We start from the raw sequence: 21,047 nt of genomic DNA on the forward strand, positions 1-21,047 counted from the left end.
GCATGTCCTAGCTTCAAGTCTCGGTGACCCAGTCTAAATGACCCGTTCAAGTTCGCAGAATGCCCCGCGGGGCAAGTCAAATCGCGAAGATTATAGCCCAAGCGATCGGCCCGCCGACGCCGCATCGGGGGATTCTCCCGATGACGGCCTGGCCGCAGGCGCGATGCAACCGCCTGTCGTGCCGTCCGTGGCGGCCGATGAGACGCCGCGCGTCGTCGAAGTGCCGCTGTCGCTCGCAGGCGAACGCCTCGACAAGGCGCTTGCCCAGCTGTTCCCCGAATTCTCCCGCAGCCGCCTGCAGAGCTGGATCGAGGCGCAGCGCGTGCTGATCGACGGCGCGCCGGCGAAGATCCGCCAGCCGGTGCCGCTCGGCGCCAGGATCGAGCTCGTGCCCGACCTGCTGCCGGAGCAGCTGGCGTTCACGCCGGAGCCGGTGCCGCTCGACGTGATCTACGAGGACGACGCGCTCCTCGTCATCAACAAGCCGGCCGGCGTCGTCGTCCATCCCGCCGCCGGCAACTGGAGCGGCACGATCCTCAACGGGCTGCTGCATCGCTACGGCGACGCCGCGGCCGGCCTGCCGCGCGCCGGGATCGTGCACCGGCTCGACAAGGAAACGTCCGGTCTGATGGTGGTCGCGCGCACGCTTGCCGCGCAGACCGACCTCGTGCGCCAGTTGCAGGCGCGCACGGTGAAGCGCCGCTATTTCGCGCTCGTGTGGGGCACGATGCCCGAAGACGGCACGATCGACGCGCCGATCGGCCGCGATCCGCGCGAGCGCACGCGCATGGCCGTCGTCACCGGGGCGTCGGGCAAGCCCGCGCGCACGCATTTCCGTACGGTTGACACATGCCTGTGGCAACGTCAGCCGGTGTCCGCGATCCAGTGCGACCTCGAAACCGGCCGCACGCACCAGATCCGCGTGCACTGCGCGCATGTCGGGCATCCGCTGCTCGGCGATCCGGTGTACGGGCGCGCGCGCGGCAAGCGCTCGGTCGCGCCGCTGCCGGACGGGTTCGCGCGGCAGGCGCTGCACGCGTGGCGGCTCGGCCTCGTGCATCCGCTCACGGGCAAGACGATGCAGTGGCGCTGCCCGTTGCCGGACGACATGAACGCGCTCATCGCGGCGCTCGGTTTCGGGCAGGCCAGCGAGGAATTCGACGATGACGAAGGCGTCTACGACGATGACGATTTCGCCGGCGAATATCAGGATTACGACGACGAGTCGGATCCGGACGACGACGAGGAGGAGTGAGTGCCGATGACGAACCTGGCGCCGTTGACGTGGCAGGACTGCGTACAGCCCGACTGGCAGGTGTCACCACGCGTTCGCGCGCTGATCACGACGCGCGACGGCGGTGTGAGCGAAGGGCCGTACGGGCGCTGGCGGGACGGCGCCGCGTTGCCGGGCGGGATGAATCTCGGCTTGCATACCGGTGACGATCCGGCCCATGTCGCCGCGAATCGCGCGCGCTTGCTCGCGCTGGCCGGCCAGTCCCGCGCGGCGTGGCTCGAGCAGGTTCACGGCGCGCGGATCGTGCGCGCGGACGAGGTGATCGACGCCGCGCCGGGTGCCGCGGCGCCCGTGCAGGCCGACGCGAGCGTGACGGACCGCGCGGGCGCGGTCTGCGTCGTGATGGTCGCGGATTGCCTGCCGGTGCTGCTGTGCGACGCGCAGGGCCGGGCGGTCGGTGCCGCGCACGCGGGCTGGCGCGGGCTCGCGGCCGGCATCATCGAACAGACCGCGGCCCGTGTCGCGGCGCTCGCCGGCGGCGCGGCGGATGAAGTCCATGCGTACCTCGGGCCCGCGATCGGCCCGCAGGCGTTCGAAGTCGGCGCCGACGTGCGCGACGCGTTTCTCGACACGGCTGCGCAGTCGGAGCATGATGGGACGCGGCAAGCGTTCGTCGCGATCGACGGCGCGCCCGGCAAGTTCCTCGCCGATCTCCATGCGCTCGCCCGCCTGCGCCTCGCGCGTGCGGGTGTTGCGCACGTGAGCGGCCGGTCCGCCTGCACGGTCACCGAACGCACGCGCTTCTATTCATATCGGCGCGACCGCGTGACCGGCCGCATGGCGGCGGCGATCTGGCTGGCCGATTGACGACGGATCGCGCGCTTGCGCGCGCGGTTTATTGCACTGCAAAATCGGTTTATCTCGATATTGACGCAGCAATGCGGCGTTGCATGGACAACCGAATGAATAATCCCGAAGTCAAGTCAACCAAAATATTTGAGGGTTCGCCGGAAGCCTTGTCCCGCCTGTTGCGCGTGGATTATCTCCGGGCAGAAACGTTCAGTGGTTTGACCCAGGCCTTCACATGGGGAAAACGATAATGATAAAAATACCGCACTGCGGCAGAATCTGGAGACGCCTCTCCAGAGCATGACGGCCCGGCTCGCAGCCGGCACGCCGCGCGCGAGCAGGATTTCACGATTGACGCTCACGAATCACCGGTAAGGCAGGTAATGACAGCATCGAAAAATTCGTCGACGTCCGCTCAGGCGGGCACTTCCGCAGGCAGCGCCGGATTCGGCCAGGCGGTCCAGCCGATGCAGCAGATGTTCGAGGCATGGCTGAATGCCTGGCGTGGTTTCGCTGATCCGGCACGCGCCGCCACGGCCGCGACCACCGCGAACCCGTTCGCCGCATTCCAGTTCCCGACATCGCTTCCGTTCCAGATGCCGTCGATGCCCGATCTGAGCAGCTTCGGCGGCATGGCGTCTCCGTTCGCGGGGCTGAAGCTGCCGGCGGCCGCGATCTCGCCCGAACGGCTCCAGAAGTTGCAGGCCGACTATGCGCGCGACTGCGTGACGCTGATGCAGCAGGCGGCCGCCGCGAAGCTCGAGTCGCCCGAGCTGAAGGACCGCCGCTTCAGCTCGGATGCGTGGAAGGCCTCGCCCGCGCATGCGTTCGCGGCGGCGTGGTATCTGCTCAACGCGCGCTACCTGCAGGAACTGGCCGACGCGCTCGAGACCGATCCGAAGACGCGCGAACGCATTCGTTTCTCCGTCCAGCAATGGACGGCCGCCGCCGCGCCGAGCAACTTCCTCGCGCTCAATCCCGATGCCCAGAAGTCGATCCTCGAGACGCAGGGCGAAAGCCTGCGGCAGGGGATGATGAACCTGCTCGGCGACATGCAGCGCGGCAAGATTTCGCAGACCGACGAATCGCAATTCGTCGTCGGCAAGAACCTCGGGTGCACCGAAGGCGCGGTCGTCTACGAGAACGACCTGATCCAGCTGATCCAGTACTCGCCGAAGACGGACAAGGTGTTCGAGCGGCCGCTGCTGATCGTGCCGCCGTGCATCAACAAGTTCTACATCCTCGACCTGCAGCCCGAGAATTCGCTCGTCGCGCATGCGCTGTCGAGCGGCCATCAGGTGTTCCTCGTGTCGTGGCGCAATGCCGATGCATCGGTCGCGCACAAGACGTGGGACGACTACATGAACGAAGGGCTGCTCGCCGCGATCGACGCGGTGCAGCAGGTCAGCGGCCGCGAGCAGATCAACACGCTCGGCTTCTGCGTCGGCGGCACGATGCTCGCGACCGCGCTGGCGGTGCTCGCCGCGCGCGGCGAACATCCGGCCGCGTCGATGACGCTGCTGACCGCGATGCTCGACTTCACCGACACCGGCATCCTCGACGTGTTCGTCGACGAGGCGCACGTGCAGATGCGCGAGCAGACCATCGGCGGCAAGAACGGCACGGCGCCGGGGCTGATGCGCGGCGTCGAGTTCGCGAACACGTTCTCGTTCCTGCGGCCGAACGACCTCGTGTGGAACTACGTCGTCGACAACTACCTGAAGGGCCGCACGCCCGCGCCGTTCGACCTGCTGTACTGGAACAGCGACTCGACGAGCCTGCCCGGTCCGATGTACGCGTGGTACCTGCGCAATACCTATCTCGAGAACAAGCTCCGCGTGCCGGGCGCGCTGACCGTGTGCGGCGAATCCGTCGACCTGTCGCGCATCGACGTGCCGACCTTCATCTACGGGTCGCGCGAGGATCACATCGTGCCGTGGCAGACGGCCTACGCGTCGACGTCGATCCTGACGGGGCCGCTGAAGTTCGTGCTCGGCGCGTCGGGTCACATCGCGGGCGTGATCAATCCGCCGGCGAAGAAGAAGCGCAGCTTCTGGGTCAACGAAGGCGACCTGCCCGAATCCGCGGACGACTGGCTGGCCGGCGCGACCGAGCAGCCGGGCAGCTGGTGGACGACCTGGGTCGAGTGGCTCGATCAGTACGGCGGCCGCAAGGTGGCGCCGCCTGCCCAGCCCGGTTCCGCGCAGTTCCCGGTGATCGAGCCGGCGCCGGGCCGTTACGTGTTGCAGCGCGATTGACGAAAGCCGGACGGCAGCGCACGCTGTCCGGTGCACCGCAGTTTTTTTAACAGGGCCGGTAACGATGCGCCGTGTCGTGCGGGCCTGGAGGAAAGGGAAATGACGGACGTAGTGATCGTATCGGCCGCGCGGACCGCGGTCGGCAAATTCGGCGGCTCGCTCGCGAAGATCGCGGCACCGGAACTGGGCGCGACGGTGATTCGCGCGGTGCTGGAGCGCTCGGGCGTGAAGCCCGAGCAGGTGAGCGAAGTGATCATGGGCCAGGTGCTGGCGGCAGGTTCGGGGCAGAACCCGGCGCGTCAGTCGCTGATCAAGGCCGGCCTGCCGAGCGCGGTGCCGGGCATGACGATCAACAAGGTGTGCGGCTCGGGCCTGAAGGCCGTGATGCTGGCGGCGAACGCGATCGCGGCGGGCGACGCGGAGATCGTGATCGCGGGCGGCCAGGAAAACATGAGCGCGGCGCCGCACGTGCTGCCGGGCTCGCGCGACGGGTTCCGGATGGGCGACGCGAAGCTGGTCGACACGATGATCGTCGACGGCCTGTGGGACGTGTACAACCAGTACCACATGGGCATCACGGCGGAGAACGTCGCGAAGGAATACGGGATCACGCGCGAAGAGCAGGACGCGTTCGCGGCGCTGTCGCAGAACAAGGCGGAAGCCGCGCAGAAGGCCGGCCGCTTCAACGACGAGATCGTGCCGGTGTCGATTCCGCAGCGCAAGGGCGAGCCGCTGCAGTTCGCGACCGACGAGTTCGTGCGTCACGGCGTGACGGCGGAATCGCTGGCGGGCCTGAAGCCGGCGTTCGCGAAGGACGGCACGGTGACGGCGGCGAACGCGTCGGGGCTGAACGACGGCGCGGCGGCGGTACTGGTGATGTCGGCGCAGAAGGCGGCGGCGCTGGGCCTGACGCCGCTGGCGCGGATCAAGGCGTACGCGAACGCGGGCGTGGATCCGAGCGTGATGGGCATGGGCCCGGTGCCGGCATCGCGTCGCGCGCTGGAGCGTGCGGGCTGGACGCCGGGCGACCTGGACCTGATGGAAATCAACGAGGCATTCGCGGCGCAGGCGCTGGCGGTGCACAAGCAGATGGGCTGGGACACGTCGAAGGTGAACGTGAACGGCGGGGCGATCGCGATCGGTCACCCGATCGGCGCGTCGGGCTGCCGGATCCTGGTGACGCTGCTGCACGAGATGGTCAAGCGCGACGCGAAGCGCGGTCTGGCGTCGCTGTGCATCGGCGGCGGGATGGGTGTCGCACTCGCGGTCGAACGTCCGTAACCGGTCGTCCGTCAACGCCAAACCAATCCGTGCGCCGGACGATTGCGGCTTCGGCCGGCACCACGTGAAGTCAGAGGGGCCTCCGGCGGGTCTCGAAACCAAAAAATGGAGTGAGATTTATGTCTCAGCGAATTGCGTACGTAACGGGCGGGATGGGCGGCATCGGCACCAGCATCTGCCAGCGTCTGTTGAAAGACGGCTTCAAGGTGGTCGCGGGTTGCGGCCCGAACTCGCCGCGCCGTGTGAAATGGCTCGAGGACCAGAAGGCGCTCGGCTACGATTTCATCGCGTCGGAAGGCAACGTCGGCGACTGGGACTCGACCAAGGCAGCGTTCGACAAGGTCAAGGCCGAAGTCGGCGAGATCGACGTGCTGGTCAACAACGCGGGCATCACGCGGGACGTCGTGTTCCGCAAGATGACGCACGAAGACTGGACGGCGGTGATCGACACCAACCTGACGAGCCTGTTCAACGTGACGAAGCAGGTGATCGATGGCATGGTCGAGCGTGGCTGGGGCCGGATCATCAACATTTCGTCGGTGAATGGCCAGAAGGGGCAATTCGGGCAGACGAACTACTCGACCGCGAAGGCCGGCATCCACGGTTTCACGATGTCGCTCGCGCAGGAAGTCGCAACGAAGGGCGTGACGGTCAACACCGTTTCGCCCGGCTACATCGGCACCGACATGGTGAAGGCGATCCGTCCGGATGTGCTCGAGAAGATCGTCGCGACGATCCCGGTGCGTCGTCTTGGCGCGCCGGAGGAAATCGGTTCGATCGTCGCGTGGCTCGCGTCGAATGAATCGGGTTTCTCGACGGGCGCCGACTTCTCGCTGAACGGCGGCCTGCACATGGGCTGAACGTCGGGCTGCCCGGGCCCGGATGGCCGCGCAGCCTGGCGTTTCCGAAAGCCCCCGCCTCCCGGATTCGGGCGGCGGGGATTTGTCACTTGCGCTACGCTGCACTCAAAGGCGTTACATGACTACTACAAAGAAAACGGCCGAGCGGCTCATCAAGAAGTACCCGAACCGCCGGCTCTACGATACCGAGACGAGCACGTACATCACGCTGACCGACGTCAAGCAACTCGTGCTGGAACAAGAGGACTTCAAGGTCGTCGATGCGAAATCCAACGAAGACCTGACGCGCAGCATCCTGCTGCAGATCATCCTCGAGGAGGAGAGTGGCGGCGTGCCGATGTTCTCGTCGTCGATGCTGTCGCAGATCATCCGTTTCTACGGTCATGCGATGCAGGGCATGATGGGCACGTACCTGGAAAAGAACATCCAGGCGTTCATCGACATCCAGAACAAGCTGACGGATCAGTCGAAGAACCTGTACGAAGGCAACGCGATGAATCCGGAAGTCTGGTCGCAGTTCATGAACATGCAGGCGCCGATGATGCAAGGGATGATGACGAGCTACATCGAGCAGTCGAAGAACATGTTCGTGCAGATGCAGGAGCAGATGCAGAACCAGGCGAAGTCGATGTTCAACACGTTCCCGTTCAAGCAACCGGGCGCGACGGAGCCGGAGAAGAAGTAAGCGGCGATCCGGTGTGGACGCGCAAAGTGTCGCGCCGGCATCGCGCGGGACGGCCCGTGTGGGACGGCCCGTAGGGGACGGCAACGGGCCGCGTCGCGGAATGATTGTCCGCCCGGTGGCATTGCCCGCGAGTGCATGGGCGTTGTCGTACCGTAGCACATCAGTGCAGATTAAAACGCACAAGGCCGACCGGCAAAGCCCGGTCGGCCGAATATCAGATAAAGCGCTGATTGTAAAAGATGCCGATGGCCGGATTTTCGGCCGGCTTATCGAATCGCGAAGCGGCTTGCTGCCGATCCGTTCGCGCAGTTATTTCCGTAAATAAAGAGATTTCTATTTTCGGAAAATGCCGAGTAGATGATCGGAAAAACTTCCTTGGCACTGAACGAGTAAATGCCGTCGTTGATGGATACGAGGAGGTTGCCGCTCGTATCGGTTTCGATCTTGTCGATCTTCCCTGCCTTGCAAAGCGATTCCGCGGAGGCGTACGAGGATGCGGCAAGCATCATGGCGAAAACGAGGGTGGCCGCGAGTTTTTTCATGGTCTTTCCTTGGTGAATGAGTGGATTGCTTGGGTTGTGATACAGGTAATGCACGGTTCAGTATTGGCTGGTCGAACAGGCGCCGATGTCTGATCGACGTGAAATATATCGGAGATTAATTGGGTGTTGAATGGGAGTGGCGGATTTGGCAATGGTTTTTGTGGATTGTTGATTGTTTTAAAATATTCTGGTGAATTGTGTGTTGTGTGGTCCGGCAAAGGCTGGGGGTTAATGATGGTTGGGGTAAAATAAATCTACCGATTATTGTTGTTTTTATGATTTTTGGTTGTGGCGCGGTTTGTGTTTTTATTTATTTTTATTTGCTCGGCCGATTTTTTGAATAATTGCCTTAGGTATTGAGGCTGGCAGCCGCCACCGACGAAGTGCGCAAGGCCATCGACGAGCGTGCCGCCGGGCGCATACGTTTCATAGGCGTGTTTCGGTGTGGTACTCGTGCAGGATCGTGCACGTGTCTGCAGCCGGAGCGAGGATTGGGTCGCCGGTGCGGTTTGTCAGTACCGCGCGGTGAGTGCGGTCGATGGTGGGAAGCTTCGCCCGGTGGCGTTCTGCGAGGCGCTGGCGGAGGCACGCGATAACGGCGGCGCGCAGGCTGCGCGCGTTCGGGTACGGTCGATAGCGATAGTCACGCGGCTGCGCCGACAACCGGCCGGTCGCAACTCGATGCGGCGCTGTGGCTGGTCGGCGATGGCGACGAGGCGATCTGGTTCAACCGGTGCCTGACGGCCGCGACGTATCCGAAGTGAGCATCGGATCGAGTACGGGCCTGCTTCGGTGGACTTTTTGGGATTTCGTCACGGGACTGGATGCGTCACGACGCCGGATCGAATCCGTCTTCGCCATCCGAAGGCGGTAGATCGAGAACGAGCTTGACCGCGCTGTAGTTGGCCTTGAGCGAAAACACGCGGCCGATCACGAAAAACGTCTGCCGGGAATTTTCGAGCTCGACGAAATCGCCGGGCTGCGGCACGTGGGCACCCTGGTCGTAGGAGAAGCTGGTGCTGGTTTGCTCACCGATGGCTTCTGCCGCGTGCTCGGTGAATTCGATCGTGATGTGGGTGGTCATGCGAGCCCCGTTGAGTGGATGGAAGAGAGCGATGGCTTCGATTTTCGCATGGCAGCGCCGCGAATCCGCGGCGATTGTTGCGCGACCGCAAGCTGGTGTCGACGACGCAGCCGCCCTCCATCAGCGAGAGGCCGGACCGGCCGGCGCCGATGCCTGCGAATGCGAACACGCCGAGCGCGCCTTACCGGACGTGGCGCTGGTGGTAGGCCGACAGCCCTCCCCCGAAATGAAAGGGTCGCATCAAACTCCCGATTCGTGACCCGCCGCCCATCATGTCGCGTATTCGAGCGGGCGGCCCATGCTGTCGCCAGCGGCTCATTTTGGCTCGACGCCCATAAATAGCTGTAAACTCAAGCTTTTGCCGCCACGCCCCCACATTCCAGATGTCTCAGTCCCCCAAAGTAGGCTTCGTATCGCTCGGGTGCCCGTAAGACAATCAATATAAACCGCTGTTCCCCCGGAGTCGCAGTTTAAAATTCGTCGTTCATGTCTAAGTAAGCAGGCGACAGAAGATGACCCCGGAACAGAAAAGTGACCAGTCCAAGCAGTCGACTGAATTTGACGGGGAGCTGGACGGTATGCGTCAGGCAGTTAATGCCGCGGAAGACGAAGCAATGCTCGCTGTTCAGTTTCATGAATCGTGGCGGCCGGCAGCCTTCGATGAGGAACTGCACGCGCGAATGGGCCAGTCGTACGCAACCCATACATTTCAAATAGTTCGCAGTGCGCTTCGCCGCGAGATGTTGATGGCGCTAATGCGGATATGGGACAAAGACAGTCGCACAGTCCGCCTTGCTGCTATTGTGGAGAAGTTGCGCAATAAAGCATTTTTTGAAGGACTCGTGCGAAATAGAGCACAGCGAATGGGCTTCAACTTCGACTGCACGGATGCCATGAGAGACGCGCTGAAGCCGAAACGAGATCAGGTGGTAAAGCTCGTCCACCGGTACGCGAAGGACGGGGAAAGCGCAGAAGTCTTTGAGCGTGTATCAACACTACGGCATCAATGGTTAGCACATCGCCAGATTGATCGTGAGCCGATCAGTGCCTCAGTTGGGGGCGACTCTGAACGAGAAATCGAACAGTTCTATCAAGACACACTAGAAATTATCCGCTTACTTCTGAGTATAGTTTTGGCACGTGCATTTGATATAGCAAATGATGGTGCAGGCGTGTATAGCCATCATGCTAGTTTTTTCTGGGCATCTGTGCGCGGAGAACGAACCGAAGGACACCCTAACTTCCGCGCGCCGGACCTTGAATGAGTGTTTGTCGACACAAAGCAAAACGGCGCTTTGCGCCGTTTTTTCTTACTGGTCTTCCAATGGGTGGGGTCAGTGCTTGTACATCGCTTTCAGCTCTCGAGCGAGGACACCAAAGGACGCTGAAACATTACCCTTCGGAAATGGTACGTAGACGACACCCAACAAGTTTGTGGGGATGCTAACCCCTTCCTCATGCAACAGGCATACGCGAGCGCGCCCATACTTCGCCTGAAAAAATCCAATCTCGTGCATCACATTTTCACGGGCACGCGCCAGCCCGTCGCTATCAATGTCGTCTCCAGTCATGACGATCACCGCGCTATCGCACTCTGCTGCGTTTTTTTCGAGCTTTTCGATGATCGTTTGTCCGGCATTCGCCTCCTGAGCCAGCTCGATGGTCGAGATCTCTATATCCTTCTCTATGTAGGCTTGGACTTCGCGCCAGTCGTTTGACCTGCCATGTGAGATGAAGACTTGCGTTTTCTTGTCTGACTTTGCTTGGTCGGTAGGTTGAGATAGCTCGCTGTTCGCACGGATTTCGAATACCTGATCGAGATCTCGTTTCAATTGTTCAAGCTGGCTTCGGGCGTACCAATGGGTCACACCATCAGCCGGCGTCCCTGCGATCTCGGCGTGCGGCTCGGAATCCATAGGTTGGAAGTCTCCATATAGATCAGGCAGCAGATTCCGGAGCTGATCGACCAACTCCCTCGCTTGCTTGAATTGATGGCCGATATTACGAGGGTGAAAAATTCGAATTGGAACTTGACGAGCACGTGCGGCATTCCCTTCTAGTTCTAAGGCCGCGGAGAGTGCTTTTTCGATACCCGCAAGCTTTGCCATAACTGTTGCGACGGTCTGCATATTGGTCTCCCCGTTTTCGGTAGATTCTTGACGGTACTGGTTGGCTTTGAACCGCTCAGCGAGAGGATTGACACTATGAAAACGACAAACGGCGCCGAAGCGCCGACGACTTTATGCCGAGGAAGGCTTTGATAGTACTCGAAGGTGCCCGTTTCCGATAAGGAAGTTTCGGTACGCTCTGATGGCAACCTCCCACACCGCCCGCATCACGTTCGGCCCCGAATCGATGATGCGGCCTTGCATGTCGATCACCGCGAGCGTTGCCGGCTCGCCGTTCGGCGTCGTGATGCTCAACCCCTGAAAGCTGACCGCGCTGATCGTGCTGGAGATCGGCGCCACGACCTGCAGGTCGGCCGCCGGCGCGCGGGCGTTGTTCTGTTGGTTCTTCTTCGTCACTGCTCCGGTCCTCTCGTGTGTTGCGGAAATTCGTTGTGCGTGCGGCCGTCGAGTAGACGTCCGGCGGCGTGCTTCCCGACGCGCAGCAATGTCTGCGCGCCGAGCTGCGTTGCACGGAGTCGCCCTTCGAGCTCGCGATTGCTTCCGTCGTCGGAAACGGCAAAGCTCACGCCGTCCGTGTCGGCCGGCAGCCATTCGCCCCATTGCTTGAACAGGAACGGCACGCCGGCGCTCGCGCATTGGTCGCGCAGGTCGCGGGCCCAGTTGGGATGCATCGGGCGTGCGCCGGGGCTGCTTTCGCCGCCGGCGATGACCCAGTTCACGCCGTAGATCAGCCACGGATCGATCGCCTGGCCGCCGCATCCGCATTCGTGCCCGCTGCAGCAGCGCGCCGGGCCTTCGGGCCAGAGCGTCTCGGGCCACAGCAGGTCGATCGGCCCCAACATCGGTTCGATCGACAGGAATCGCACACGCGCGGGCACCGCGAGCAGCTTCGGTATGTCGCGGTCGGCCTCGGCCTGGTTGACGACAGTCGCACCGATCCAGACACCGGGCCACGGCAACTCGTCCCACGTGTTGAGCCCGCACGACATCTCGTCGACAACTTCGTTGAGCATTGCGCGCGCATTGCCGATCCGCTTCGTCAGCAGCAGCCAGTCGAGATTCGGGGTCTGCGCGATCAGCGCGAACAGGTCTTGGCGCCATGCGGGATCGACGGCGTTATCGAACACGTCAGCGAGTGACGCGCAGAACACGCGCGGGCGTGCCGGCACGACTCCGATCGGCAGGCATTGGGCATTAGGGCAGACGGGCCCGCCGGCGTCCATCGCCGGCCGGTTTCCGCGCCAGCCGCAGACGCGGCACTCGAAGAAAGGTCGGTTGTTCCACGCGAGCGGCTTCTGCCAGTTCGCGGCCGACGTTCGGTAGCGCACGGCGTGCGTACCCCATTCGACGCCGAGCGCTCGAGCCGGCGTGCTGCGTTCGGCGTAGCAGTGGTCGCACGCCGGCGACACCTTCGTGCAGCCAATCCACGGGTTGAAGGTGTGGTCGCACCACTCGATCTTGCTGTTCTCGCTCATCGTGTCCTCGCTGCCATGCAAAGCGCCGCACGGGAGCGGATCTCGCGGTCGTACCCGGTGAGAGTGGTTTTCCAGTCGTGCACATACTTCGGACCGGCAATCGAGATGCCGGCCGTCTGCGCGTCAGTTTCTGCGCCGCTCGGCAGTGCGTAGCCGGGACAGACTCGCGCCCCGTGCTTGCGCACGCCGCGCTTCAGCCGGCCGTTTGCAACGAGTGCTTCGAGCGTCGGTTTCAGTTGCGTGGCGCGCAGCTTGAATTTCGCTGCTACCGCCGTTGCTTCGTTGACCTTGCCGGGCAGGAAGGTCGAGAGGATTGCGTCGTGATTGGGGCGGTGTATGCTCATGTGGCACCCCCGATGTCGGCTGCTTCGTCGTCGCTTCGAGGATCGTTCGTTGGGAGGATCGCAAGCGCCTCGTCGCACTGTTCGAGGATCGACGCGATTTTCTTCCTGAGCGACGTGAGCCTGCCGAACGAATCCATCACATCCGAGGCCAGGACCGCCTTTCCAGCCTGGCCAATCTCTTCGCTGTCGCTCCACCGGGCAATCTCCACGCCGCTGATCCGCTCGATGTCCGCCAACTGCTCGCGCAGGGCCCGCAATTCACTGGTTCGCGCCTCGATCTCGCGCTGCATGCGCTTCTCGTCATCAGCGCGCAGCGCCTCCACCTTCGCATCGACGGCCGCCCGTACGATGTCCTCGTCGGCGGCACTCGCGTGGCGCATCATCGCGGCCACGAACTCACGCGTCATGCGCACAGATTCCAGTTTCGGCGCAGCTACCTCCTCGCACAGCGCGCCGCTGCCCCCACGTCGCCGGCGTATCGCAACGCCCGGCGCGCCGGCCGGGCAGCGCTGCTTGATCCCGGCGGCATGGATCTACGAGCCGAACTGGGAGACGGGCAAGCACGTCCGGTACCGGATCGGTGTCGGTGACTGGCAAGCCATATTGCGTCGCCGGCGTCTGGCGGACGTGGAAGGGATCGGACGGCGCCGAGACGTGATTGGACTCTAAATCGCGCGCTACTCAAATCGGGGGAGACGTCGGCTGCACATAAAGAACGTCGAGGCCGCGCGCGGTGCTGCAGTTGTATCCGGCTGATGAGATAGGGGTAGCGCAGAAGGTTCTGCGACATGCGATTGCTGGCGATTGGTTCTCTTCGGATAGTCGCCCCGGGCGGACAAGCAGGCAGAGCGCATCACGCAGTTCGCAGTGTCGCTGGATATCACCGTGACGGCGGTCCGATCGACCCGAACGCGTTCGCGTCAGGCTCCATCAACAGGACATCGTGATCGTGGCGAATCGATGAAGAATCAGGGCGGCCGCGGGGCGTGCGGCAACACGCTTTCCGACTATTTTCGGTGCGTGCCATGTGGGGTATTCGCGATTATCGAATGGCGAGTTGTTTTGTTTCGTGCTTTGTATTGATTTCGTGTAATTGAGTGTAATTGACCCCTGGAGTGTGGGGTGACTATATTTGTTGTGCGCGGGATTTGTGTGTCGCGCTGATATATGGGAAGGGTGCTACATAGAAGTCCTGGGGTTCTGGTGGCATGGTTGTGCTTGTCATTATATTTCAATCTGGAGAGAAAAATGGCTTTTATACAATATAATCAAATCATCCGTCTCGGAAACGATTATAACGGAACTAACCAAGGCGGCTACCTCGGTGTTGGTCCTGCGTCGACGATTTCCTCAGCTCTCGCCAAGGACATGGTCGGAACGTACAAGAGCTACCAGGGGAATGACATTCCAACGCAATGGGAAATTGAGGTATTGGTGACCACTGGTGACGGCACTTACGTTCGTAGTGGTGATCGGGTTAAACTTAAAAGCGTCTCGGATGGATATTATTTGGCATTATTCAATAATACTTTTGATGGCGATTCTGGCTACTCTGTGGCAACCGCCGAAGATACAAGTGGGTTTGGGAATAGTAATGCCAGTAATGCTACCACCACCTGGTCGATTTTTGTTAATAACCCGCCAGGTACAGGCGTCAATGATTCGAAGGTAGACGACGTGAATCCAATAATTTTAGTGGCTACTTTTAACCGAACGATAAATGGCAACACGGCAGGCCCATTTGCGAGCATTCTGGACACTAACAACTACGCTCCTAGCAGCACGGGACTCTACATTAAAGTCACGGGTGCGCGTCTCATGAATCGTGACAAGGGTAGCGGCGCGTGGCGGGCAAGCATCGCGCAAAGTTCAACTTAAATTTCGCGCACGTCAATTGTCGGAGCCCTGGTGGCGTGCGTAGCCCGCCACCAGCATAGTGGAAGTAGGTCAGTCAAAACTCGCAACGTTGATCGTTCGGGGGAGCTTGTCAACCGCGAACGAGTCGAGTGTGCCGATTTCCTTCATTTCTTTCTCGGCTACGAGCGCCAGCTTGTCGATGTGGCGTAGTGTTCGGCGTAACGTGCCTATACGATCTCGATTGGTTGCCAATACGGGCCGGCGAGTTGGTGATCGATTCCTTTTTCACGCTGATCCAAGCGGTCCAGGCAATTCAGAAGCACCCCGCTCGATAGCGACGTCCTCGGCTGCACGCCATTCGCCTGAACGTCGATCGACGTTCAGCATCCGGGTGTTGCCATGTTTCCCGATAAGGACGACGCCGATCGTGCCGCGATCGAGGGCAGGCTGGAATCCGGATTGATAGATGACGATTCGTGAGAACGTGTCGGCGACTAGCTGACGGGCCATCCGTTGTAGTCGAACTGCTCAACGCCTTGTACCAGTTGACGCTACGCCTCCGCAGCGGCCGGCGCATCGTTCGACGCCGATGCGGCGAGGTGATGCTCGAAGGATTCGATGTCCCCGCGCGCGCTCGCGATCTGGCTTTCGAGCTCACGAACACGCCGCAGCACGGCGGTCGACGCCTCCCCTCGTCGAGCAACGCGTCTGTGGCGCGCTCCGGTTGCGCTTTGCGACGCTCGCGGTTGTACTCCCGACCGTCGCTTGCCGTCACGACCGTAAGGCCGGCGTTTACGATTTGCGCGAACTGCGCCTGCAGCGGCTCGGCGCGCCTCAGTCGATTCGGACCCTCAATGACTAGGACGGAGCCGGCCGGCACGTAGCCGTCCTCGACTGCGCGCAAGAACACGCCGAGCGCGCCTTGCCGGACGTGGCGCTGACAGTAGGCCAACAGCCCTTCGTGCCGAAGTGATGGGGCCGCATCAAGCTCCATCTTATGGTCGGCTGCCCGCCGTTTGGCGTATTTGAGCGGGCGGCCCATGCCGTCGCCAGCCGCTCATTTTGGCTCGCCGCCCATAAATAGCTGTAAACTCACGCTTTTGCCGCCACGCCCCCACATTCCAGATGTCTCAGTCCCCCAAAGTAGGCTTTGTATCGCTCGGGTGCCCGAAAGCCCTCGTCGACTCCGAACAAATCATCACGCAGCTGCGCGCCGAAGGTTATGAAATCTCCGGCACGTACGACGGCGCCGACCTCGTCGTCGTCAACACCTGCGGTTTCATCGACGAAGCGGTGCAGGAAAGCCTCGATGCGATCGGCGAAGCGCTGACCGAGAACGGCAAGGTGATCGTCACCGGCTGCCTCGGCGCGAAGTCGAGCGCGAGCGGCTCGAACCTCATCGAGGAAGTCCACCCGAGAGTGCTCGCCGTCACCGGCCCGCACGCGGTGGGCGAAGTGATGCAGGCCGTGCATTCGCACCTGCCGAAGCCGCACGACCCGTTCGTCGATCTCGTGCCGGCCGCCGGCATCAAGCTCACGCCGCGCCACTACGCATACCTGAAGATCTCCGAAGGCTGCAACCACCGCTGCACGTTCTGCATCATCCCGTCGATGCGCGGCGATCTCGTGTCGCGTCCGGTCGCCGAAGTGATGCTCGAGGCGGAGAACCTGTTCAAGTCTGGCGTGAAGGAACTGCTCGTGATCTCGCAGGACACGAGCGCGTACGGCGTCGACGTGAAGTACCGCACGGGCTTCTGGAACGGCAAGCCGATCAAGACGCGCATGACGGATCTGGTCGCCGCGCTCGGCGAACTCGCCGCGCAGTACGGCGCATGGGTGCGCCTGCACTACGTGTACCCGTATCCGAGTGTCGACGAAGTCATTCCGCTGATGGCCGAAGGCCCGTTCAAGGGCCACGTGCTGCCGTATCTCGACGTGCCGTTCCAGCACGCGCATCCGGAAGTGCTGAAGCGCATGAAGCGCCCGGCCAACGCGGAGAAAGTGCTCGAGCGCGTGCAGAAGTGGCGCGAGATCTGCCCGGACCTGACGATCCGCAGCACCTTCATCGCCGGCTTCCCCGGCGAGACGGAAGAGCAGTTCGAAACGCTGCTCGACTTCATCCGCGAGGCGGAACTCGATCGCGTCGGCTGCTTTGCGTATTCGCCGGTCGAAGGCGCGAGCGCGAACGAACTGGTCGGCGCGCTGCCGGACGACGTTCGCGAAGAACGCCGCGCGCGCTTCATGGAAGTCGCCGAGGAAGTGTCGGCGCAGCGCATCCAGCGCAAGGTCGGCAAGACCCTCAAGGTGCTGATCGACGAAGTCAGCGCGGAAGGCGGCATCGGCCGCACGGCGGCGGATGCGCCTGAGATCGACGGCGTCGTCTATGTTGAGCCGGCGACGAAGGCGTCGAAGCGCTACAAGGTCGGCGACTTCGTGTCGGTGAAGATCACGGGCGCGGACGGCCACGACCTGTGGGGCGAGGTTTAAGCGATGACCGCGGCATTTCCGGAGATCCTCGCGCTCGGCGAGGCGATGATCGAATTCAACCAGTCGCAGCCGGGGCGTCCGGAGTTCCTGCAGGGCTTCGGCGGCGACACGTCGAACTTCTGCATCGCCGCGGCGCGCCAGGGCGCGTCGACGGGCTTCGTGTCGGCGATCGGTGACGATCCGTTCGGCCGCTTGCTGACCGACATGTGGGCGGCGGAACACGTCGACACGACCTATGTGCGGATCGATCGCACGGCGCCGACCGGCGTGTATTTCGTCACGCACGGCGCCGCCGGCCACCAGTTCGACTATCTGCGCGCGGGCTCCGCGGCGAGCCGCTACACGGTGGCCGACCTGCCGCTCGACGCGCTGGCCGCGGCGAAGGCCGTGCACCTGTCGGGCATCAGCCTCGCGATCAGCGCGGCCGCGTGCGACGCCGCGTTCGCGGCGATCGACCATGCGCGCAGCAACGGCGCGCAGGTCAGCTTCGACACGAACCTGCGCCTGAAGCTGTGGCCGCTGCCACGCGCCCGCGCGGTGATGCGCGAGGCGCTGCGCCAGACGGACATCTGCCTGCCGAGCTGGGACGATGTCACGGCGCTCACGGGCGCGAACGATCGCGACGCGATCGTCGATGCGATGCTCGAACACGGGCCTCGGGTCGTCGCGCTGAAGCTCGGCAAGGAAGGCGCGTATGTCGCGACGCCGAACGAACGGCGCGTGGTGCCGGGCTTCGCGGTCGAGGCCGTCGACGCGACGGGCGCGGGCGACTGCTTCGGCGGCGCGTTCGTCGCGCGGATCGTCGCCGGCGACGATCCGTTCGCGGCCGCGCGTTATGCGAACGCGGCGGCGGCGCTGTCGACGACGGGCTACGGCGCGGTCGCGCCGATTCCGCATCGCGATGCGGTGGAACGTCTGGTGCAGGGCTGACGCGGATCCCGCACGCCGGCCACGCGCTGCGCTCATTCGGACCTTCGGATGGCGCGCGACCTGAACGGGGGCGGGCGGCACGCGTACTGCATCGGCGGCGGCTATACGCTCGTGACGATGTACATCGGCGACGAGCAACTCATCGCCAGGTTTTTCGAGCGAATCTGAAGCAAGGGAGCAACACAAGGTGGGTCGATATCTGGAATGGCAACGGGCGCTGGTAATCGCCGGCGCGCTGGCGGCGGGCGTCGCGATGCCTGGCATGGTCGCGGCTCAGCCCGTCGCGCCGGGCGCGCAGCAGGATGAAGCGGCGCCCGTACGGCCGCTGCGTCCGAACCCGGAATTCGCCCGCCTGCCGCGCTACGAGGGCACGCTCGGCGACCGGCCGATCGTCGCGCATCTCGGCCCGAAGACGGACGAGGAAGGCGTGCACGGCGAATACCAGTTCACCGATACGGGCGAGGTGATCCTGCTCGCCGGCGATCGCGACGGCGACACGCTCGAAATCGAGGAATCGAACGACGGCACGAACATCACGGGCGTGTGGATCGGGCGCTTCGATTCGACGGGCGAGCTGAAGGCCGACCGGATGAACTCGGACGAATCGGATCCGCAACCGGTCGTGCTGCGCGCGGCGCCGGGCAAGCGCGCGGCGCTGCAGGTACGCGACGGCCGCGTGCAGGAAATCGAGACGGTCAGCGGCATCGTCAACCTGCGCACCGACGACTGAGCGCGCTGGCTCGGTGCGCGCGGCGCGCATTGTACCGGGCCAACCACGCCGAATTTGGCTAATCTAGCGACACATTCCGCAACCGAACGGCCTTTCCCCGGGCCTCCAGCCATGACTGCATCCACTCCGAAGCGCGCACTCCAGACCCGCATCGTTCAACCCGACGACGTCATTCCGGACGGCTTCCGTTCGTTCGTGCCGCCGGTTGCGCGTGCATCGACGGTCGTGTTCCCCGATCTCGCGACGATGCGCGCGCTGGTCTGGCACAACGACAACCAGTGGCGCTACGGCCTGCACGCGACCCCGACGTCGCTCGCGCTCGCGCAGCGGCTGGCCGAGATCGAGGGCGGCGCGCATGCGCTGCTGCAGCCGTCGGGCCTCGCGGCGATCATGAACGTCTATTTCGGGATCGTGAAGGCGGGCGACGACGTACTGATCCCGCACAACGTCTACGGGCCGAACGCCGATTTCGGCAACTGGCTCGCGAAGGATTTCGGCATCACCGTACGCTTCTACGATCCGCTCGTCGGCGCCGGCATTGCCGAGCTGATCCAGCCGAACACGCGCTTGATCTGGCTCGAGGCGCCGGGCTCGGTGACGATGGAAGTGCCCGACGTGCGCGCGATCACGACGGTTGCGCAGGCGCGCGGCATCGTCACCGCGATCGACAACACGTATTCGGCCGGGCTCGCGTTCAAGCCGTTCGAGCATGGCGTCGACATCTCGGTGCAGGCGCTGACCAAGTATCAATCGGGCGGCAGCGACGTGCTGATGGGCGCGACGATCACCGCGAACGCCGAGCTGCACGCGCAACTGAAGCTCGCGCGGATGCGCTGCGGGATCGGCGTTTCGGTCGACGATTGCTCGCTGGTGCTGCGCAGCCTGCCGAGCATGCAGGTGCGCTTCGATGCGCACAGCAAGAGCGCGCTGGCGCTCGCGCAATGGCTGAAGGCGCGGCCGGAGATCGCGGCGGTGCTGCATCCGCAGTTGGCCGATTGCCCGGGACACGCGTCGTTCGTGCGCGACTTCACCGGCGCGGGCGGGCTGTTCTCGGTGATATTCGACGAACGCTACAGCAGCGAGCAGATCGATCGTTTCGTCGAGGCGCTCGAACTGTTTGCGATCGGCTGGAGCTGGGGCGGCGCGTGCAGCCTCGCGATGCCTTACGACGTGGCGTCGATGCGTGCGGACTGGCCGCATCGCGGCACGCTGGTGCGCTTCTACGTCGGTCTCGAGGACGAAGCCGACCTGCGCGCGGACATCGAGCGCGCGATGCAGGCTACGCTCGGCCGATAACGAAACCGCAGCGGAAAAACACAACGCCGGCGTGAGGCAACCTCGCGCCGGCGTTTTTCATGGGCGGGTTGCGCGGATCAGAACAGCCGCAGCAGCCCGTCGAGGCCGACATGGTCGAATGCGACGGTGGCCGCACCGCGCACGACGGGCTTCGCGTGGAACGCGACCGACAGCCCGGCTTCGGCCATCATCTTCATGTCGTTCGACCCGTCGCCCATTGCGATCGCGCGGGTAGGCTCGATGCCGAGCGACGCACAGGTCTCGCGCAGCAGGCGCGCCTTCACGTCCGCGTTGACGATCTCGCCGAGCACCTTGCCGGTCAGCTTGCCGTCGACGATCTCGAGCGTGTTCGCATGCGCGAAGTCGATGCCGAGACGTGCCTTCAGGCGCTCGGTGAAGAACGTGAAGCCGCCCGACACGAGCAGCGTCTTCAGGCCCGCGGCCTTCACGCCGGCGAGCATCTTCTCGGCGCCCGGCGACAACTGCAGCCGTTCCTCGTACACGCGCTCGAGCGCGTGCGCGTCGAGCCCCGCGAGCAGCGCGACGCGGCGCGTGAGGCTTTCGTTGAAGTCGCGGATCTCGCCGCGCATCGCCGCGTCGGTGATCTCCGCGACCTGCGTCTTAAGCCCGCAGAAATCGGCGATCTCGTCGATGCATTCGATCGTGATCAGCGTCGAATCCATGTCCATCACGGCGAGCCCGAAGTCGCCGAGCGTGCGGCCGGCTTCGACGAAGCCGAAGTCGAGCGCATGCGTGCCGCAGTACGCGTCGATGTCGAGACGCTGCGCGGCGTTCACGTTTTCGATGCGCAGCGCATGTTCGTCGGTCTGCACGATGCGGGTGCCGCGCGATAGCGCGAGCAGCGGTTTGTGATGCGCGTCCGACAGCGGCGCGAGACTCTGGATGACGAGGTTGTGGGTCATGGCGGAATGATTGAAAGCGAATGAAACGCGTGCGCGGCCGGCATGTGGCCGCCTGCGAACGCGGGCCCTGTCCGGCGTCGGGC

General features: G+C 63.4%; 23 protein-coding genes and 1 pseudogene. 15 read left to right on the forward strand and 9 right to left on the reverse strand.

Translation table 11 applies throughout. The features are described 5' to 3' along the window. The first annotated feature begins 37 nt into the window (after positions 1–37). The 7 genes from ABIC50_RS23920 to phaR all read left to right on the forward strand — a co-directional run bounded on the left by ABIC50_RS23920 (position 38) and on the right by phaR (position 7,167). Entirely contained in the window at positions 38–1,255 is a 1,218-nt protein-coding gene (locus ABIC50_RS23920) for an RluA family pseudouridine synthase (RefSeq protein ID WP_175679767.1), read from the forward strand. Positions 1,256–1,261: 6 nt separating this feature from the next. Further along, entirely contained in the window at positions 1,262–2,101 is an 840-nt protein-coding gene (pgeF, locus tag ABIC50_RS23925; RefSeq protein ID WP_175745855.1) for a peptidoglycan editing factor PgeF, read from the forward strand. A gap of 95 nt (positions 2,102–2,196) precedes the next feature. Beyond that, positions 2,197–2,334: a hypothetical protein gene (locus tag ABIC50_RS23930; RefSeq protein ID WP_175660663.1), complete on the forward strand. Its 138-nt coding sequence runs from the start codon at positions 2,197–2,199 to the stop codon at positions 2,332–2,334. Between the two features lie 132 nt (positions 2,335–2,466). After that, on the forward strand, positions 2,467–4,341 hold the full coding sequence (phaC, locus tag ABIC50_RS23935) for a class I poly(R)-hydroxyalkanoic acid synthase (protein ID WP_011657009.1): 1,875 nt from the start codon (positions 2,467–2,469) through the stop codon (positions 4,339–4,341). Positions 4,342–4,440: 99 nt separating this feature from the next. Further along, the gene (locus ABIC50_RS23940) at positions 4,441–5,622 is read left to right on the forward strand and encodes an acetyl-CoA C-acetyltransferase (RefSeq protein ID WP_354167184.1); all 1,182 of its coding nucleotides are present in this window, start codon (positions 4,441–4,443) and stop codon (positions 5,620–5,622) included. A 119-nt stretch (positions 5,623–5,741) separates the two neighbouring features. Then, positions 5,742–6,482 (forward strand): 3-ketoacyl-ACP reductase, encoded by a 741-nt coding sequence (locus tag ABIC50_RS23945; protein ID WP_011657007.1) that lies wholly within the window; start codon positions 5,742–5,744, stop codon positions 6,480–6,482. Between the two features lie 118 nt (positions 6,483–6,600). Next, positions 6,601–7,167, forward strand: a complete 567-nt coding sequence (gene phaR / locus ABIC50_RS23950) for a polyhydroxyalkanoate synthesis repressor PhaR (protein ID WP_011657006.1) — start codon at positions 6,601–6,603, stop codon at positions 7,165–7,167. A gap of 266 nt (positions 7,168–7,433) precedes the next feature. Here the strand turns inward: phaR and ABIC50_RS23955 are convergent, their stop codons facing one another. After that, the gene (locus ABIC50_RS23955; RefSeq protein WP_175699760.1) at positions 7,434–7,709 is read right to left on the reverse strand and encodes a hypothetical protein; all 276 of its coding nucleotides are present in this window, start codon (positions 7,707–7,709) and stop codon (positions 7,434–7,436) included. Between the two features lie 829 nt (positions 7,710–8,538). Beyond that, the gene (locus tag ABIC50_RS23960) at positions 8,539–8,793 is read right to left on the reverse strand and encodes a hypothetical protein (RefSeq protein WP_011657003.1); all 255 of its coding nucleotides are present in this window, start codon (positions 8,791–8,793) and stop codon (positions 8,539–8,541) included. Between the two features lie 31 nt (positions 8,794–8,824). Here ABIC50_RS23960 and ABIC50_RS23965 point away from each other — a divergent pair, with 31 nt between their 5' ends. Together ABIC50_RS23965 and ABIC50_RS23970 are read left to right on the forward strand one after the other, a co-directional pair. After that, positions 8,825–9,052, forward strand: a complete 228-nt coding sequence (locus ABIC50_RS23965; protein ID WP_354167186.1) for a hypothetical protein — start codon at positions 8,825–8,827, stop codon at positions 9,050–9,052. A gap of 253 nt (positions 9,053–9,305) precedes the next feature. After that, on the forward strand, positions 9,306–10,058 hold the full coding sequence (locus ABIC50_RS23970; RefSeq protein WP_354167189.1) for an AbiU2 domain-containing protein: 753 nt from the start codon (positions 9,306–9,308) through the stop codon (positions 10,056–10,058). Between the two features lie 69 nt (positions 10,059–10,127). Here ABIC50_RS23970 and ABIC50_RS23975 read toward each other — a convergent pair whose 3' ends face one another. The 5 genes from ABIC50_RS23975 to ABIC50_RS23995 all read right to left on the reverse strand — a co-directional run bounded on the left by ABIC50_RS23975 (position 10,128) and on the right by ABIC50_RS23995 (position 13,148). Beyond that, a complete protein-coding gene (locus ABIC50_RS23975) occupies positions 10,128–10,922 on the reverse strand; it encodes a TIR domain-containing protein (protein ID WP_354167191.1) in 795 nt (264 codons plus the stop codon). Positions 10,923–11,033: 111 nt separating this feature from the next. Next, complete coding sequence (locus ABIC50_RS23980; protein ID WP_354167194.1) at positions 11,034–11,318, reverse strand: hypothetical protein; 285 nt, start codon at positions 11,316–11,318, stop codon at positions 11,034–11,036. Next, the gene (locus tag ABIC50_RS23985; RefSeq protein WP_354167196.1) at positions 11,315–12,397 is read right to left on the reverse strand and encodes a phage Gp37/Gp68 family protein; all 1,083 of its coding nucleotides are present in this window, start codon (positions 12,395–12,397) and stop codon (positions 11,315–11,317) included. Before ABIC50_RS23985 ends, ABIC50_RS23980 begins: the two co-directional genes overlap by 4 nt. After that, the gene (locus ABIC50_RS23990) at positions 12,394–12,741 is read right to left on the reverse strand and encodes a hypothetical protein (protein WP_354167199.1); all 348 of its coding nucleotides are present in this window, start codon (positions 12,739–12,741) and stop codon (positions 12,394–12,396) included. The genes ABIC50_RS23985 and ABIC50_RS23990 overlap by 4 nt, the downstream gene beginning before the upstream one ends. Continuing rightward, positions 12,738–13,148 carry a hypothetical protein gene (locus ABIC50_RS23995; RefSeq protein ID WP_354167201.1) on the reverse strand — a complete coding sequence of 137 codons (411 nt, stop codon included), beginning with the start codon at positions 13,146–13,148 and terminating at the stop codon, positions 12,738–12,740. Before ABIC50_RS23995 ends, ABIC50_RS23990 begins: the two co-directional genes overlap by 4 nt. A 79-nt stretch (positions 13,149–13,227) precedes the next feature. On the opposite strand from ABIC50_RS23995, the pseudogene ABIC50_RS24000 reads away from it, so the two are divergent. Both ABIC50_RS24000 and ABIC50_RS24005 read left to right on the forward strand, forming a co-directional pair. Then, positions 13,228–13,396, forward strand: a pseudogene (locus ABIC50_RS24000) (SOS response-associated peptidase family protein); the annotation flags it as partial. Positions 13,397–13,989: 593 nt separating this feature from the next. Further along, positions 13,990–14,619, forward strand: coding sequence for a hypothetical protein (locus ABIC50_RS24005; RefSeq protein ID WP_354167204.1), 630 nt, complete (start codon positions 13,990–13,992; stop codon positions 14,617–14,619). Between the two features lie 264 nt (positions 14,620–14,883). Here the strand turns inward: ABIC50_RS24005 and ABIC50_RS24010 are convergent, their stop codons facing one another. Further along, positions 14,884–15,108, reverse strand: a complete 225-nt coding sequence (locus tag ABIC50_RS24010) for a hypothetical protein (RefSeq protein ID WP_354167206.1) — start codon at positions 15,106–15,108, stop codon at positions 14,884–14,886. Positions 15,109–15,723: 615 nt separating this feature from the next. On the opposite strand from ABIC50_RS24010, the gene rimO reads away from it, so the two are divergent. The 4 genes from rimO to ABIC50_RS24030 all read left to right on the forward strand — a co-directional run bounded on the left by rimO (position 15,724) and on the right by ABIC50_RS24030 (position 20,041). After that, the gene (gene rimO, locus ABIC50_RS24015) at positions 15,724–17,085 is read left to right on the forward strand and encodes a 30S ribosomal protein S12 methylthiotransferase RimO (protein ID WP_354167209.1); all 1,362 of its coding nucleotides are present in this window, start codon (positions 15,724–15,726) and stop codon (positions 17,083–17,085) included. Between the two features lie 3 nt (positions 17,086–17,088). Beyond that, the gene (locus ABIC50_RS24020) at positions 17,089–18,015 is read left to right on the forward strand and encodes a sugar kinase (protein WP_354167211.1); all 927 of its coding nucleotides are present in this window, start codon (positions 17,089–17,091) and stop codon (positions 18,013–18,015) included. A gap of 187 nt (positions 18,016–18,202) precedes the next feature. Next, positions 18,203–18,745, forward strand: coding sequence for a hypothetical protein (locus ABIC50_RS24025; RefSeq protein ID WP_212085909.1), 543 nt, complete (start codon positions 18,203–18,205; stop codon positions 18,743–18,745). A gap of 111 nt (positions 18,746–18,856) precedes the next feature. Next, a complete protein-coding gene (locus tag ABIC50_RS24030; RefSeq protein WP_354167213.1) occupies positions 18,857–20,041 on the forward strand; it encodes a cystathionine beta-lyase in 1,185 nt (394 codons plus the stop codon). A gap of 77 nt (positions 20,042–20,118) precedes the next feature. On the opposite strand, the gene serB is transcribed toward ABIC50_RS24030, so the two are convergent. Next, positions 20,119–20,964, reverse strand: a complete 846-nt coding sequence (gene serB / locus ABIC50_RS24035; protein WP_354167216.1) for a phosphoserine phosphatase SerB — start codon at positions 20,962–20,964, stop codon at positions 20,119–20,121. Between the last annotated feature and the right edge of the window lie 83 nt (positions 20,965–21,047).

It is taken from the genome of Burkholderia sp. 567 (genome assembly GCF_040545115.1).
In the GTDB taxonomy this organism is placed as follows: Bacteria; Pseudomonadota; Gammaproteobacteria; order Burkholderiales; family Burkholderiaceae; genus Burkholderia; species Burkholderia ambifaria.